The sequence below is a fragment of the Anaeromyxobacter oryzae genome, from assembly GCF_023169945.1.
In the GTDB taxonomy this organism is placed as follows: Bacteria; Myxococcota; Myxococcia; order Myxococcales; family Anaeromyxobacteraceae; genus Anaeromyxobacter; species Anaeromyxobacter oryzae.
The window spans coordinates 2,863,198-2,877,738 of record NZ_AP025591.1; the positions used below are offsets into that span (position 1 = coordinate 2,863,198).

Genomic DNA, 14,541 nt, shown 5'->3' on the forward strand with positions numbered 1-14,541 from the left:
CCTCTCCGTTCGGGGTGAGCCCGTCGAACCACGAAGGGCGGTCGCCCTTCCCCTCAGCCTGTCGAAGGGTCAGGGCGAACGGAGCGCCTCGGACCGGCGGCTACGCGTCGCCGAGGACCTTCTTCACGACGGAGAGCACGTCCTCCGACTTGAACGGCTTCACGATGAAGTCGCTCGCGCCGGCCTCGATGGCCTCCATCACCAGCGACTCCTGGCCGAGCGCGCTGCACATCACCACGACCGCGCGGGCGTCGTGCTTGATGATCTCGCGCGTCGCCTCGATGCCGCTCTTGAACGGCATCACGATGTCCATCGTGGTGAGGTCGGGCTTGAGCTCCTTGTACTTCTCGACCGCCTCGAGCCCGTTCGCCGCCTCGCCCACCACCTCGAAGCCGGAGCCCGAGAAGATGTCCTTGATCATGTTTCGCATGAAGATCGCGTCGTCGACGATCAGGACTCGCTTCGACATGGGGACGGGGCTCCTCCCGGGTGAATCGTGAAAAGCTACCACCGGTTTCGCTTCGCGGACAAGAACGCGGCCCCCGTGCGCACCTTCGCCGACTCGTCGCCTATCGGCCGCCGAAGAGCGCGACGGCCTCCTCGGCGAGCGCGGCCGGGCCGAGCAGCGTCACCGCGCCGGCGCGCGCCGTCGCGACTCCGCGGACGAGCCCGGACCCGGCGTCCGCGGGCGCGGTGATCGGCTCGACGCCGAGGATGCCGCCGATGAGGAAGCCGAGCGTGCGCCGCCCCTGATCGAGGATCAGGACGTGCCCCGCCCCCTCGGCGAGGCGCTGCGGCGCGAGGCCGACGAGCACGGCGAGGTCCACGACCGCGATCACGCGGCCGCGCAGGTTCATGACCCCGCGGACGGCCTCCGACGCGCGCGGCACCCGGGCGAAGGGCGGGAGCGGGAGCACGACCTCGCGGACCGCCTCGAGCGGCAGCGCGTACCGCTCGGTCGCGACCCGGAACACGACGTGCCGCACGGGCTGCTCGCTCCTAGCCGAGGCGGAAGCGCGAGACGACGGTCTGCAGCTCCACCGACAGGTTCGTGAGCTCCTGGGCCGCGCTGGCCATCTGCGCGACGGCGGCGGTCTGCTCGCCCATCACCTTGCGCACCTGCTCGGTCGCGCTCGCGTTCGAGGAGGCGACGTCGGAGATGTGGTCCATCGCCTGGACCATGTCCGCCGAGCCCTCGAGCTGCTCGCGGGCGGACCGCGAGATGACGCCCACCTTGTCCGCGCCGGTCGCGGCGATCTTCGCGATGTCGGCGAGGGCGCGGATGATCGCGTTCAGGTCCTCGCGGCCGTCGCCGAGCTCCGAGACGGACTCCTTCATCGTCTCGACCACCTTCGCGGCGCGCCCGGAGATGTCGGTGGCGAGCGACGAGATCTGCTCGGCGGAGCGGCCTGCGGACTCGGCGAGCTTGCGGACCTCCTCCGCGACCACCGCGAACCCGCGGCCGTACTCGCCGGCGCGGGCCGCCTCGATGGTGGCGTTCAGCGCGAGCAGGTTCGTCTGGTTCGCGACCTGGGTGATCGCCTCGACGATCTTCGAGATCTCCTTCGTCCGCTCCCCGAAGGCGAACACCTGCTCGCTCGCCGCCTCGATGCGCGCGAAGACCTTCTTCACCTTCTCGCCCGCGAGCCGCGCCGCCTCGCCGCCGCTGGCGGCGGAGGACGACGTCTCGGCCGACGCCCGCGCGGCCTCCTCGGCGCTCTTCGCGGTCCGCTCGATCGACGCGGCGATCTCGCCGATCACCTTCGAGGTGCGCTCGACGAGCTCCGACTGCTGGCCGGCGCCCTCGGCGATCTTCTCCATCGAGGAGGCGACCTCGTCCGTGGACGCGTTCACCTCCTCGGCGGAGTTCTGGAGCTCCGTCGCGGAGTCGGACACCGACTGCGCGGTGCGCTGGATCCGGGACACCAGGTCGCGGAGGTTCTCCTGCATCGTCCGGATCGCGGTGGTGAGGTCGTCGATCTCGTCGTGGAACGCCTTCTGCTCCTCGGAGACCACCGCGCGGGAGAGGTCGCCGCGGCTGATCTCGACGGCGCTCGCCTTGAGGCGGCCGACGCGAGAGACGCGGGCGATGGCGACGGTGAGCCCGAAGCCGAGCGCGAGCGTGAGGCCGAGGACGATCACCACCTCGACGGCGCGGCTCTGCACCCGCTCCTGCACGAGCGGCACCGCGAAGAGGAGCACCCCGCCCACGATGAAGTAGGAGGTGAGGATCTTGGTCTGGAGCGAGACGGTGAGCCCCCCCGCCGCCGGCGCGGGGCGGAGCGCCGGCTCGGCGGCGCGGCCGCGGACCGCGACGAGGTGCGGCGCGTCCGAGTAGCGCGCGCTCGGGCGCGTCGACAGCCGGTCTTCCCCTCTTCTCGCCACGTCGGGCCTCGCTTCGCTCGGGCTCTTCGGGAGTGCGGCGTCATGGCCCCCCGCGGCCGTGGAGACGGTCCGAGGCGGGGGTGCTAGCGACGACGCCGGGTCGATCCTAGACGGCCCCTCCGCGAAGTCAAAGAGGGCGGCGGTGCGCGGAGGTGGTCGTGTCCCGCGGGCAGGGGAAGCTCGCGGCCGTCCGGGCCGACCACCCGCACGGCGCGGCCGCGGACGAGCCGGCCCACCACGGTGAGGGGCGTCCGGGTCGCCCGCGCCGCCGCCTCCGCCTCGGGGAGCCGCGCCGGCGGGATCGCGACGACGAGCTCGTAGTCCTCGCCGCCGGTGAGCGCCGGCGCGAGCGCGTCCTCCGGCGGAGCGCCCGCCACCGCCCGACGGTACGCACCCGAGACCGGCACCGCGACCGCGTCCACGATCGCGCCCACCCCCGAGGCGGCGCAGAGGTGGCCGAGGTCCTGGACGAGCCCGTCGGAGACGTCGAGGGCCGCGCTCGCGATGCCCGCGAGGGCGCGCCCGAGGGCGAGGCGCGGCGCAGGCCGGCGCTGCCGGCGCGTGAACGCGGGCGGCGCGCCGGGGCGGAGGCCGAGCGACGCCTCGCCGAAGGTGCCGGACACGGCGACGAGGTCGCCCGCCGCCGCACCGGAGCGGGTGAGCGCCCGGCCCGGCTCGACCGCGCCGAGCACCGTCACGGTGAGCGAGAGCTCCGCGGCGCGCGACACGTTCCCGCCCGCGACCGCGATCCGATGCCGGCGGGCGCAGGCCGCGAGCCCGCGCGCGACGCCGGCGAGCCGCGCCTCCGGCGTGCCCAGCGGGACGCCGAGGGCGACGAGCGCCCAGAGCGGTCGCGCGCCCATCGCGGCGAGATCGGAGAGGTTCACCGCGAGCGCCTTCCAGCCCACGTCGGCCGGCGCATGGCGGGCGTCGAAGTGGACGCCCTCGACGACCGCGTCGACGGTGGCGACGAGGTCCTCGCCGGCGGGCGCCCGGAGCACCGCCGCGTCGTCGCCGATCCCGAGCACGACCCCCTCGCCGCCCTGCGGGAGGGCGCGGGTGAAGCGGTCGATGAGGGCGAACTCGCCGCCCTTCGGGGCGGCGCGGTACGGACGCCGCGCCACGCTACCGCCCGCTCACCGCCGTGGCGGGCGCGGACGGGGTGAGCAGCGGCGCCACCGCAGGCCGGAGCGGGAGCACCACGCTGAACGTGGAGCCGGTGCCCGGCGCGGACCGGACCCGCACCTCGCCGCCGTGCGCCTCGACGAAGCTCTTCACGATCGCGAGGCCGAGCCCCGCGCCGCCGTACTCGCGGGTGGAGGAGCCGTCCACCTGGTAGAAGACGTCGAAGACCTTCGGGAGGTGCTCCTCGGCGATCCCGATCCCGGTGTCCGCCACGTGGATCGCGAGCCGGTCGTCCGGGAGCGCCTCCGCGCGGACCACGACGTTCCCGCCCGCGGGCGTGAACTTCACCGCGTTCGAGCAGAGGTTCACGAGGCACTGGCGGAGCTTGTCCCGGTCGGCGTTGACGCGGGGGAGGATCGCCGGCTCGCAGGAGACCTTGAGCCCCTTCTTCCGCGCGAGCGGGAGGAGCGTCGCCACGGCGTCGCGCATGAGCTGCGAGGCGTCGACCTCGGAGAGCACGAGCCGGACCCGGCCCGCCTCGATCTTGGAGATGTCGAGGATCGAGGTGATGAGCTGGAGGAGGTTCTCGCCCTTCTCCATGATGATGCCGAGGTACTCGCGCTGCTCCGCGGTGAGCGGGCCGCCGAGCCCCTCGAGCATCATCTCGGAGTAGCCGATCACGCTCGTGAGCGGCGTCCGGAGCTCGTGGCTCATCGTGGCGAGGAAGTTCGACTTGAGCCGGTCGAGCTCCTTCAGCTTCGAGTAGCTGTCCTCGAGCTTCTGGTTCTTGTCGGAGAGCTCGCGGTAGCTCTCCTGCACCGCCTCGATGTGGAGCTTCGCCGCGATGAGGTTCTTGTGGCCGGTGAAGATCATCACGTCGAGGAGGTCCATGAAGTGCTTCAGGATCTTCTCGGCGGTGCCCATCGGCACCCGGCGGATCTTGGTCTGGTAGTTCGTCGCGAGCCGCGCGTCGAGATCCGCCGCGACCTCGATGAGCGAGGCCGGGAGCTCCCGCTGGTCGTCCGGCACGAACGGGCCGAAGACGACGCGGCCGAGCAGATCGCCCTCGTAGAGGATCGGCTGGACCACGTAGCGGCAGCCGGAGAAGCACGGGAAGACGACCGGCCTCGGCTCCTCCGGGATGGGCTCGGACTTCACCCGGCCCACCGTGTCCATGCACTGCTCGCGGCCCGCCGGCTTGGACCAGATGTAGCCGCAGAAGTCGGCGTTGCCGACCTTCACGTCGACGAGGCGGTTCCCCTCGGTGTCGAACACCTTGAGGCCGACCCGGTACAGCTCGGCGAACGAGTGGCAGACCTCTCCGAACGACCGGAGATCGAGGAGGTCGCCGAGCGGGAGCCGCTGGTTCAGGAACGACGGCGAGAGGGTCATCGCCCCGCGACCCCCTCGGCCGTGAGGCGCGTGCCCCGGAGGTCCACGTGCGAGAAGATCTGCCCGAGGAACTCCTTCTCGGGGATCTGCCACTCCTGCTCGAGCGAGAAGGTGCGGTCGAGGCTCCGGTAGCAGCGCTGCAGGATCGCGTAGAGCGTCTCGACGACGCCCTCGCCCCGGATCGCCACCGCGGGGATCATGGGCGGCTGGATCACGCGGCGCAGGTCCTCGAGCTCGTCGTCGCCGCGCGCGTCGGGGAGGTCGCGCTTGTTCATCTGGACGACGATCGGCAGGGTCCGGTAGTCGAGCCCGTTCGCCTCCAGGTTCTTCAGCATGTTGTTCCAGTACGCGAGCGTCGACGCGGCCTCGCTCCTCCGCGAGTCCGCGACGAACGCCACCGCGTCCGAGCCCTGGAGCACGATGCGCCGGGTGGACTCGTGCATCACCTGGCCCGGCACCGTGTAGAGCTTGAGCTTCACCTTCACGCCCGACTTCGTGCGGAAGAAGACGGGCATCATGTCGAAGAAGAGGGTCCGGTCGTCCTTGGTGTCGAGCGTCATGAGACGCCCGCGGACGCGCGGATCGATCTTCTGGAACAGCGCCTGGAGGTTCGTCGTCTTTCCGGAGAGCGCCGGGCCGTAATAGACGACCTTCACGGCGATCTCGCGGCTCTCTGAGTTGAACTGGACCATGCGGGGTTCTGGCGGGACCTGGGGACCTCGCGACGCCGGGTGACCCGGTACTCTACCCGATCGCAGGCTGGCTCGCTCCGCCCTCGGGCCCTCCGGTGGGGGGCGGACGGGCGGGCGCCCGGCGCGGGGGGCCGACGGGCCCGACGCCGTTTCGACGGCGTGCGCCGTTTCACGGAGGCGCCCTTTGGTCTACACTCCGAGGCGGGGGAAGGAGCAGGCGCCCGAACATGGACACCGTCCAGCCACGTGGCAAAGACGTGGCCGAGGCGGAGATCGCGGAGCGACTGCGGTGGCTCTTACGCCTCCGCTGGCTCATCGTCCCCGTCTTCATCGCCGTCGACCTGGCGAACGATCTCCTGATGAGCCGGCGCGCGCCCTGGACGGCGCTCGTCGTGGGCGTGGTCCTCCTCGGCGCGAACGGCATCTACTCGTTCCTCCTCGCCCGCAAGTACTCCGCCCGGGCGCTCCTCGCCTGGGCCCGCATCGAGTCGGCGGTGGTCGTGGTCGTCCCGGTCGTGGTGGTCCTGCTCCACGGCGACTCGGCCAACGCGATCCGGTACGGCGTCCTCGTGGGCGTCGTCGGCGCCGCCGCGGTCCTGCCACGCACCTCCGAGGTGGCGGTGGTCGGGATGTGGGCGGTCGCGGCGCTCATCGTGGGCGACGCCGTCGCGGCCGGGTTCGACCCCGCGCGCATCCAGCAGGGCACCGTCGCCCGCTGGGCGATCGAGAGCGGCATCATCGTGACGGTCGCGGTGATCGCCGGCCACCTCCACTCCACCCGCGAGTGGGCGCTGCAGGGGCTCCGGACGTCGCAGGCCGGGCTCGAGCAGGCGAAGGCCGAGTGGGAGGCGACCTTCGACGGCCTCCACGAGATGGTCTTCACGACCGACCGCGAGGGCCGGATCCTCCGCGCGAACCGCGCCTTCGCGAAGGCCCTCGGCGCGCGACCCCACGAGCTCGCCGGCCGCCGCGTCGCCGAGGTCCTCGCCGGCCACCCGGAACGGTGGTGGTCGGTGGCGGGCGACGGGATCGTCGAGATCGAGGATCCCCTCTTCGACACGCTCTTCGAGGTCGCGTCGACGCGCGTCGGCGACCGGGTGATCCGGGTCGCCCGGGACGTCGGCGAGCAGCGCCGGCTCTACGCCCGCCTGGTCCAGGCGGACAAGCTCGCCGCCGTCGGCGTGCTCGCGTCCGGCGTCGCCCACGAGATCAACAACCCCACCGCGTTCGTCTCCTCGAACCTCACCGAGCTGAGGGGCTACCTCGCGGCTTACGAGGGCCTGGTCTCCGACATGTCCGAGCTGGGGATGCAGGCGGGGCGCGCGAACGAGGTGCGCACGCTCCTCGCGCGGCCGGAGGTGGCCTTCGCGCGTCGCGAGGCGACCTCCTCGATCACCGAGAGCCTCGTCGGGATGGAGCGCATCCGGCAGATCGTGACGAACCTCCGCTCGCTGGCGCGGCGCGATCAGGCCGGCGAGCCCGCCGCCGCGGTCGATCTCGGCGAGGTGGTGCAGGCGGTGGTCCGCACCGCCGCGTCCGACCTCCGCGCCGCGGCGGCCCAGGTGGACGTGCAGGGCCCGGTGCACGTGCTCGGGCACCGCGGCGAGCTCGTCGACGTGGTGCTGAACCTGGTCGTGAACGCGGTCCAGGCCCGCGACGAGGGGCGGCCGAACCGGATCGGCATCGAGCTGTTCCGCGAGGGCGCGGCGGCGGTGGTGCGCGTGTCCGACACCGGCAAGGGCATCGCGCCCTCGCACATGAAGCGGCTCTTCGAGCCGTTCTTCACGACCAAGGCGCCGGGCGAGGGCACCGGGCTCGGCCTCTCCCTCGCGCGGAAGATCGTCCTCACCCACGGCGGCTCGATCGACGTCTCGTCCGAGATCGGCGTCGGCTCGACGTTCACCGTGCGGCTGCCCGCGCTCGAGCTCGACCAGGTCGCGCCGATTGCGGCGAACCGGTAGTCGGGCGTAGAACGCCGATCGCGGGGTGGGGGCCCCGCGCAGCGGGGGAGGGGCGCAGCCCCTCTACGTGGGGACCGCTCGCGCGCCCGCGAATGCGGGCGCGAGCGGTCACGGGCCCCACGTAGCAGGGGTGGGGCCCCGACGGCTTTGCCGGCGGGGCGGGGCGGCACGCCCCGACTCGATCAGGCCCCCCGCTCCCACCAGCGCCGCGCCTCGTCCACCGTCTTGAGGAGCGGCGTCTTCGGGAGCGTCGCGAGGAACGCGCGGCCGTAGCCCTTCGTGACGAGCCGCCGGTCGAGGACGGCGACGAGCCCCCGGTCCTCCCGCGTGCGCACGAGCCGGCCGAACCCCTGCCGGAGCGCGAGCGCGGCCGCGGGGACCTGCAGCTCGCTGAAGCCGTCGCGGCCCGCCTCCTCGAGCGCGCGGAGCCGCGCCGCGATCACCGGATCGCCCGGCGGCGCGAACGGGAGCCGGTCGATGACGACGAGCGACAGCGCCTCGCCGGGCACGTCGACGCCTTCCCAGAAGCTCGCCGTCGCGAAGAGCACGCTCGGCTCGGCCTTGAAGTCCTCGAGGAGGCGCGACTTCGGCCGCTCGCCCTGGAGCAGGATGCGGTACGGGAGCCCGCGGCACGCCTTGTGGAACGCGAGCATGTTCCGGTTCGACGTGCAGAGCACGAAGGCGCGGCCGCCGGTGATCGACGTGAGCTCCCGGATGACCTCGGCGGCGGCGTCGACGAACCCGGGGGCGTTCGGCTCGGGGAGCGTCGCGGGCGAGACGAGCGCCGCCTGGCGCGTGAAGTCGAACGGCCCGGCGAAGCGGGCCTCCGCGACGTCGAACTCGGGGGCGAGGCCGACCTGGCGGCGGAAGTAGTCGAACCGGCCCTGGGCCGCGAGCGTCGCGCTCGTGAAGACGACCGTGTCCGTCCGGCGGTAGAGCCGCTCCTGCAGCTCCTCGGCGACGTCGATGGGGGCGGCGCGGAGGAACACGCCGCGCCCGCGCACCTCGCCGAAGTAGACGCGGGACGGCTCCTTCATGGCCGTGACCGCCGCGAGCTCGACCCGGAGCTCCCCGGCGCGCCGCGCGATCTGCTGGAGCGGCGGGTTCTCGGCGTCGGCGAGCAGGTCGCGGAGCGTCGCGAGCGCGCCGTCGAGGCGGTGATACTCGCGGCCGGCCGGCTCGAGCACGTCCTCGGTGAGGGCGGCCTTGACCGCCTCGTCCTGCGACCCCCGGTCGCCCTGAGCGTAGCGGCCGCCTCGCGGCCGCGGAGTCGAAGGGCGGCTCGCGCGCGCCCACGGCGGCGCGGCCGCCGGCGCCCGGAGCCCGTCCGCGACGGCCTGGAAGAAGCGCTCGCCGGCCTTCCGGAGCTCGCCGGTCGCTTCCTTCATCATCGTGCCGAGGTCGGGCCGATCGGACACGGCGCGGAGCGCGTCGCGCGAGAGCTCGTCCACCCGGAACGACGAGACCTGCAGGCCGAAGTACTCGGTCGCGACGTCCTCGATGGCGTGGGCCTCGTCGAACACCACCACGTCGTGCTCGGGCAGGATCTCGACGCCGGCGCGCGAGGTCCGCATCGCGAGGTCGGCGAAGAAGAGGTGGTGGTTCACGAGGAGCACGTCCGCCTGCGCCGCGAGCGCCCGCGCCCGGGTGACGAAGCAGGCCTCGTGGTGGGGGCACTCGCGGCCGAGGCAGTTCTCGGTGGTAGCGGAGAGGTCCCGCCAGGTGTGGAACTGGTCCGGGAGGTCGATCTCGCTCCGGTCGCCGGTCTCGGTCTCGCGCGCCCACGCCTCGATGCGCGGCCAGAGCGCCGCCTCGTCGCGCGCGGCGAACGTCGGCGCGCGCGCGAACGCCTCGCCCCGCTCGATGCAGTAGTAGTTCGAGCGGCCCTTCAGGTACGCGGCGGAGAACTCGAGCCCGCACTGCTCGCGCAGGAGGGGGATGTCCTTGCCCCAGATCTGCTCCTGGAGCGTCTTCGTCGCGGTCGAGACGATCACGCGCCGGCCGGAGAGCACCGCCGGGACGAGGTAGGCGAGGGTCTTCCCGGTCCCGGTGCCGGCCTCGGCGACCAGATAGCCGCGATCGGCGATGGCGCGCTCGACCGCGCGCGCGAGGGCGAGCTGGTCCTCGCGGTGCTCGTAGCCGGGGAGCGCCTCGGCGAGGCGGCCTCCCGCGCCGAGCACGTGGTCGACGGTGAGCGCTTCGGGGAGCGGGATCACTTGAGGTCCGGGATGAGTCGGGCGGCGCCGCGCCAGAGGTAGACCACCGCCGCGGCGGCCGCGGCGACGAGGAGCCAGACGAGGAGGACCTGGGCGGCGCGTGGGATCGGCGGCCGCGGGCGCGTCCGCGGCAGCTGCGCGAGGCCGGCCACGGTGGCGCGCTTCACGACCTCGTCGCGGTACCGGAGCGCGACGGGATCACCGGGGCGCTCGGCGAGGACGGCGCGGTAGCGGCCCCCCGCGACCGCGAGGCCCTCGAGGTCCCCGAAGCGGGCGAGGTAGGCGTGGTGGGCGGCATCGTCCTCCCACGCGGCGAGCACGCGCGCCCAGGCCTCGGGCTCGGCCTCGCCGGGCCCGGTCGCCGGGGCGCCGGACGCGGGCTCGCCCGCGCCGGGCGCGCTCTGGAGGTCTTCGGGGTGCATCGTGGAGCGGCCGAGTCTACCGCAGGCGCCGGCCTAGAACGAGACCGGGACGGGGACGAAGGTCACGAGGAACATCGCGAGCGAGAGGAGCGCGACAGCTCGCCGCCCCGGCGAGAGCGACTCCTCGACGAGCGCCGGCGGGTGGTCGAGGCGAATGAAGAAACGGACCAGCGCCCACCACACGATCCAGTTGAAGGACAGGAAGATCCCGGCGACCAGCAGCGCCATGGAGACCACGCCACCTGCGGCCCGAGCCCGGCGCCGGCCCAGCCACGCGTAGAGCACGTGGCCGCCGTCGAGCTGCCCGACGGGCATGAGGTTCAGCGTGGTCACGAGGAGCCCGAGCCAGGCGGCGAGGCCGACCGGGTGGATGAAGATCTCGGTGCCGGCCGGATGCGACCCGACCACGAGCCGCTCCACCGCGCGCGTGATCAGGCTGTCCCCGAGCGACATCGGCCCCGCGGCCCCGCCGAGCACCGGCCGCCCGGCGAGCCAGTCGAGGAGCATCCCGAACGGCGCCACCGCGCCATGCGCCTGGGCCGACAGGTCGAGGGCGCGGATCTCGGAGTGGGCGTAGCCCCAGGCGAGCAGCGGCAGGGCCACGACGAACCCGGCGATCGGGCCGGCCGCGCCGATGTCGAGCGTCGCGCGGCGCGAGGGGAGACGCGAGCGGATCCGGATCACCGCGCCGAGGGTGCCGAAGCCGAAGGGGAAGGGGATGAAGTACGGCAGGGACGAGTCGACCTCGTACCGCCGCGCGAGCACGTAGTGCCCCATCTCGTGGGAGACGAGGATCGCGAGGAGCGCGAGAGAGAACGCGAGGCCGCCGAGGAACGCGGTGGTCGCGAACGTCGCGACGAAGAGCGTCGCAGGGAGCGCCGGGAACCGGGCCCGCGGCGGCGCGCGTACGAGGACGTCCTCCATCGGAGCGAAACCTAATCCGAGGGCGCCGGCAGGGCCACCTGGAAGGAAGCGCGGGCGGAGGCCCCTCGGCCTACGGCCCGCCCGCGCCGAAGCCGGCCAGCTCGTCCTTCGTGAGCTCGCGCAGCCCGTCCTTGTCGACCGTCAGGAAGAACAGCTCCTTCTCGGGGGTCCGCTTCGGCCCCATCGTGATGTCGCCGGTCGCGCCCTTGAAGCCCTTCACCGAGGCGAGCCCGTCGCGGAAGGCGGCCCGCGTCTGGACCTTGCGGTCGACGATCAGGTCGCGCGCCATCCGGGCGGCGTCGTGGGCGGAGGCCTCGAGGATCGTGGGGACCTGCGGCTCGCCGTTCGGGCCCCGGTACTTCTTCTCGAACGCCTCGACGAAGGCCTTCGTGGCCGGCCGCGACGAGCCCGCGAAGAAGCCGTCCACGAAGATCGCGCAGCGGACGTACCGCATCCCCTGGCCGGTCACGGTGTCGAAGAGCGACGGATCGGCGCCCCAGCCGTTCCCGCCGAGGAGCTGCACCGGCTTCAGGTCCGGGCGGCCGGTGGTCTTCCGGATCTTCGCGACCTCCTCCGGCAGGCAGGTCTGGGTCACGACGTCCTCGACCGCGAGCGCGGGGGTGATGAGCCGGACGTTCTTCGTGAAGTCGGGGATGAAGATCGCGTCGAAGTCGGTGACGGGATCGAGCCGTTCGCGCGCCTTCTCGATCGCCTTCCGTCGCCGGAAGGGATCCTTCTCCTTCTGCGCGATCTCCTTCACCGTGTCCTTGAAGTCGGTCCGCTCGTCCAGGTAGAGCTTCCCGACCATGTCCTTCACGAGCGGCGTGAAGGTGGTCCGGTCGGCCGCGTAGGTCTCCGCGGCGCGCACCTCGCCGCCACGGGCCTCGACCTCGTCCCAGAACGCGTTCGCGAGCTCCACGCCGTACGGGATCTGCGGGTACATGATCGCGAACCGCTTCATCCCGCGGCGGCCCATGGCGAGCTCGACCAGCGCACGCGCCTGGGCGCTCGCGGTGAGCATGTTCTGGAAGACGTTCGGGCCCGCGTCGGTGAGCCCCTCCTGCTTCGAGAGCGACACGAACGGGAGCTGCAGCTCCTCGGCGGTGGCGGCGGCGCGCTCCGCCTCGGCGTTCGTCACGCCGCCCAGCACGACGACGGCGCCCTCCTCGAGGGCGAGCGCCTCGAGCGCGGCGGCGGCCCCGTCCGGCTCGCCGCGGGTGTCCCGCACCGCGAGGCGGAGGCCGGGCGTCCCCTCGAGCGCGACGCCGACGCCCTGCAGGATGGCCTCGCCCCAGCGCTTGTAGTTGCCGGAGAGCGGGACCGCGAGGCCGATCACGTTCGGGCGGACGAAGGTGAGCCGCGAGATGCGCTGCACGATGGCCTGCGCGTCCTTCGCGTAGGGGCCGTCCGGCCAGCGCGAGAAGACCTCGCGCGCGAGCTCCTCCGCGCGCGGGTAGTCGCGGAGGTGGAGCTGGATCCGCGCGAGCTTCATCGCGAGCGCCTGCTGCACCGGCGCGTCCGGCGGGAGCGACTCGCGGAGCTTCGCCACGTCGACGAACGGCAGGCGGTCCACCGCGTCCGCGGCGCGCGCGAGCGCCTGCGTCCGCGCGTCCCCGCTCGACCGGGCGGCGACCTCGTTCATCCAGCGGACCGTCTCGGGGATCGCGCCGGCCGCCTCCGCAGCGGCCGCGGCCTGCGCCGCGGCCTGGAGCTTCTTCTCGTCCGGGAGGTGCGTGTAGAGGGAGTCGATGGTCGAGAGCCCGTCGCGGGCGCGGCCCATGCCGATGTCGGCGAGGGCGAGCGAGTACTTCGCCTCGTTCGCGCGCGGGTAGAGCGGGTACTCGGTGAGGAGCGTCCCGAGCGTCTGCGCCGCCCGGTCCGGCCGGTGCGCCGCGAGGAGCAGGTCGCCCGCCTCGTGGAGCGCCTCCGCCGCGACCGGCACGCCGCGGTAGCGGCTCGCGAACGCGAGGAGCTTCTCCGCCGCCGGCTCCGGCGCGAGCGCGCGCGCCTCGGCGCGCACCGCCTCGAGGTCCTGGCGGGCCACGTCGTTCGCCTGCGTGACGGGCATCTCCTGCCCGTTCACCACGATCACCCGGTTCGGGCACGCGGCGAGCATGAGCAGGAGGGCGGCGGCGAGCATTCGACGGACGCGCATGGATCCCGGGGATCTACTGCGGAAACGCCGAAGGGGGAAGAACGCTTCCCCGCATGCACGGTCAACCATCGCCAACCGGAACCCGTGGCCCAGGCGTGGCCTACGCCTTCGTCTTCTCCCGGAGCAGATCCCCGACCTTCTCCCAGAAGGAGCGCGCCCGCGGGTGGGTCTCCTCGCCGGAGAGCGCCGCGAAGCGCTCGAGCAGCTCCTTCTGCTCCTTCGTCAGGTGGGTCGGGGTCTCGACCACGACGCGCACGTGCTGATCCCCGCGTCCACCGCCGCCGAGCGACGGGATGCCGCGCGCCTTCATCCGGAAGACCTTCCCGGTCTGCGTCCCCGACGGGATCTTGAGCGTGTCGGGGCCGTCGAGGGTCGGGACGTCGATCTGGCCGCCCAGCGCCGCCTGCGCGAACGAGATCGGCATCTCGCAGAGGACCTCGGTGCCCTCGCGGCTGAAGATCGGGTGATCGCGCACCTGGATGACGACGTAGAGATCGCCGGGGCTGCCGTTCGGGACGGGCGGGGCCTCGCCGCCGCCCTCGATCTTCACCGCGGTCCCGGTGTCCACGCCGGGCGGGATCTTCACCTCGAACGTCGCGCGGTCCCGCGTCGAGCCCTGGCCGGCGCAGGTGGGGCACTTGTCGACGACGACCTGCCCGGAGCCGCCGCAGTGGTGGCAGGTCCGCGCGATGGAGAAGAAGCCCTGCGTCAGCCGGATCTCGCCCTGACCGTGGCAGGTCGGGCAGGTGCGCGGCCCGGTGCCGGGCTTCGCGCCCGAGCCGCGGCAGGTCTCGCAGAGCTTGGAGCGCGGGATGGTGATCCGCGCGGTCGCGCCGAAGGCGGCCTCCTCGAACGAGAGCTCGTGGTGGTAGCGGAGGTCGGAGCCGCGGGTGCGGGCCCGGCCGCGCCGCGCGCCCCCGCCGAACATCTCGCCGAAGATGTCGCCGAAGATGTCGTTGATCGAGGCGCCGCCGGCGAACCCGAAGTCCTCGAAGCCGCCACCGTTCTGATGGCCGAAGCGGTCGTACTTGGCTCGCTTCTCGGGATCGGAGAGGACCGCGTACGCCTCGGACGCCTCCTTGAACTTGTCCTCCGCGTCCTTGGCGCCGTGGTTCTTGTCCGGGTGGTACTGATGGGCGAGCTTGCGGTAGGCGCTCTTGATGACCTGCGCATCCGCGTCGCGCGCGACGCCCAGGACCTCGTAGTAATCTCGCTTTTCCACCGTGCTCCCGGGCATTTAGGCGTCCGTCCGCTCTTGGTCCGTGCGGA

At 73.0% G+C, this 14,541-nt stretch carries 12 protein-coding genes; 1 reads left to right on the top strand and 11 read right to left on the bottom strand.

From position 1 onward, the window contains the following. Positions 1 to 100: 100 nt before the first annotated feature. The 6 genes from AMOR_RS12420 to AMOR_RS12445 all read right to left on the bottom strand — a co-directional run bounded on the left by AMOR_RS12420 (position 101) and on the right by AMOR_RS12445 (position 5,594). The gene (locus AMOR_RS12420) at positions 101 to 469 is read right to left on the bottom strand and encodes a response regulator (protein WP_248361507.1); all 369 of its coding nucleotides are present in this window, start codon (positions 467 to 469) and stop codon (positions 101 to 103) included. A 100-nt stretch (positions 470 to 569) separates the two neighbouring features. After that, positions 570 to 986 carry a chemotaxis protein CheW gene (locus tag AMOR_RS12425; protein ID WP_248361509.1) on the bottom strand — a complete coding sequence of 139 codons (417 nt, stop codon included), beginning with the start codon at positions 984 to 986 and terminating at the stop codon, positions 570 to 572. Between the two features lie 13 nt (positions 987 to 999). Then, a complete protein-coding gene (locus tag AMOR_RS12430) occupies positions 1,000 to 2,385 on the bottom strand; it encodes a methyl-accepting chemotaxis protein (RefSeq protein WP_248361510.1) in 1,386 nt (461 codons plus the stop codon). A gap of 83 nt (positions 2,386 to 2,468) precedes the next feature. Continuing rightward, the gene (gene thiL / locus AMOR_RS12435; RefSeq protein ID WP_248361511.1) at positions 2,469 to 3,509 is read right to left on the bottom strand and encodes a thiamine-phosphate kinase; all 1,041 of its coding nucleotides are present in this window, start codon (positions 3,507 to 3,509) and stop codon (positions 2,469 to 2,471) included. Between the two features lies 1 nt (position 3,510). Then, complete coding sequence (locus AMOR_RS12440) at positions 3,511 to 4,902, bottom strand: ATP-binding protein (RefSeq protein ID WP_248361513.1); 1,392 nt, start codon at positions 4,900 to 4,902, stop codon at positions 3,511 to 3,513. After that, positions 4,899 to 5,594, bottom strand: a complete 696-nt coding sequence (locus AMOR_RS12445) for a GTP-binding protein (RefSeq protein WP_248361515.1) — start codon at positions 5,592 to 5,594, stop codon at positions 4,899 to 4,901. Before AMOR_RS12445 ends, AMOR_RS12440 begins: the two co-directional genes overlap by 4 nt. A gap of 227 nt (positions 5,595 to 5,821) precedes the next feature. Here AMOR_RS12445 and AMOR_RS12450 point away from each other — a divergent pair, with 227 nt between their 5' ends. Continuing rightward, a complete protein-coding gene (locus AMOR_RS12450) occupies positions 5,822 to 7,555 on the top strand; it encodes a sensor histidine kinase (RefSeq protein WP_248361517.1) in 1,734 nt (577 codons plus the stop codon). Positions 7,556 to 7,737: 182 nt separating this feature from the next. Here AMOR_RS12450 and AMOR_RS12455 read toward each other — a convergent pair whose 3' ends face one another. The 5 genes from AMOR_RS12455 to dnaJ all read right to left on the bottom strand — a co-directional run bounded on the left by AMOR_RS12455 (position 7,738) and on the right by dnaJ (position 14,509). Further along, entirely contained in the window at positions 7,738 to 9,642 is a 1,905-nt protein-coding gene (locus AMOR_RS12455) for an ATP-dependent DNA helicase (RefSeq protein WP_404800965.1), read from the bottom strand. Between the two features lie 125 nt (positions 9,643 to 9,767). Next, on the bottom strand, positions 9,768 to 10,193 hold the full coding sequence (locus tag AMOR_RS12460) for a hypothetical protein (protein ID WP_248361521.1): 426 nt from the start codon (positions 10,191 to 10,193) through the stop codon (positions 9,768 to 9,770). Between the two features lie 33 nt (positions 10,194 to 10,226). Further along, positions 10,227 to 11,117 carry a site-2 protease family protein gene (locus tag AMOR_RS12465; protein WP_248361523.1) on the bottom strand — a complete coding sequence of 297 codons (891 nt, stop codon included), beginning with the start codon at positions 11,115 to 11,117 and terminating at the stop codon, positions 10,227 to 10,229. Between the two features lie 70 nt (positions 11,118 to 11,187). Beyond that, entirely contained in the window at positions 11,188 to 13,272 is a 2,085-nt protein-coding gene (locus AMOR_RS12470) for an ABC transporter substrate-binding protein (RefSeq protein ID WP_248361525.1), read from the bottom strand. 100 nt (positions 13,273 to 13,372) lie between these two features. Continuing rightward, the gene (gene dnaJ, locus AMOR_RS12475) at positions 13,373 to 14,509 is read right to left on the bottom strand and encodes a molecular chaperone DnaJ (protein ID WP_449658179.1); all 1,137 of its coding nucleotides are present in this window, start codon (positions 14,507 to 14,509) and stop codon (positions 13,373 to 13,375) included. Between the last annotated feature and the right edge of the window lie 32 nt (positions 14,510 to 14,541).

Bases quoted from the DNA above. Each gene is read 5' to 3' on its own strand.
- AMOR_RS12420 (WP_248361507.1), bottom strand. From the start codon at position 469: ATGTCGAAGCGAGTCCTGATCGTCGACGACGCGATCTTCATGCGAAAC.
- AMOR_RS12440 (WP_248361513.1), bottom strand. From the start codon at position 4,902: ATGACCCTCTCGCCGTCGTTCCTGAACCAGCGGCTCCCGCTCGGCGAC.
- AMOR_RS12445 (WP_248361515.1), bottom strand. From the start codon at position 5,594: ATGGTCCAGTTCAACTCAGAGAGCCGCGAGATCGCCGTGAAGGTCGTC.
- AMOR_RS12450 (WP_248361517.1), top strand. From the start codon at position 5,822: ATGGACACCGTCCAGCCACGTGGCAAAGACGTGGCCGAGGCGGAGATC.
- AMOR_RS12460 (WP_248361521.1), bottom strand. From the start codon at position 10,193: ATGCACCCCGAAGACCTCCAGAGCGCGCCCGGCGCGGGCGAGCCCGCG.
- AMOR_RS12465 (WP_248361523.1), bottom strand. From the start codon at position 11,117: ATGGAGGACGTCCTCGTACGCGCGCCGCCGCGGGCCCGGTTCCCGGCG.
- AMOR_RS12470 (WP_248361525.1), bottom strand. From the start codon at position 13,272: ATGCGCGTCCGTCGAATGCTCGCCGCCGCCCTCCTGCTCATGCTCGCC.
- dnaJ (WP_449658179.1), bottom strand. From the start codon at position 14,509: ATGCCCGGGAGCACGGTGGAAAAGCGAGATTACTACGAGGTCCTGGGC.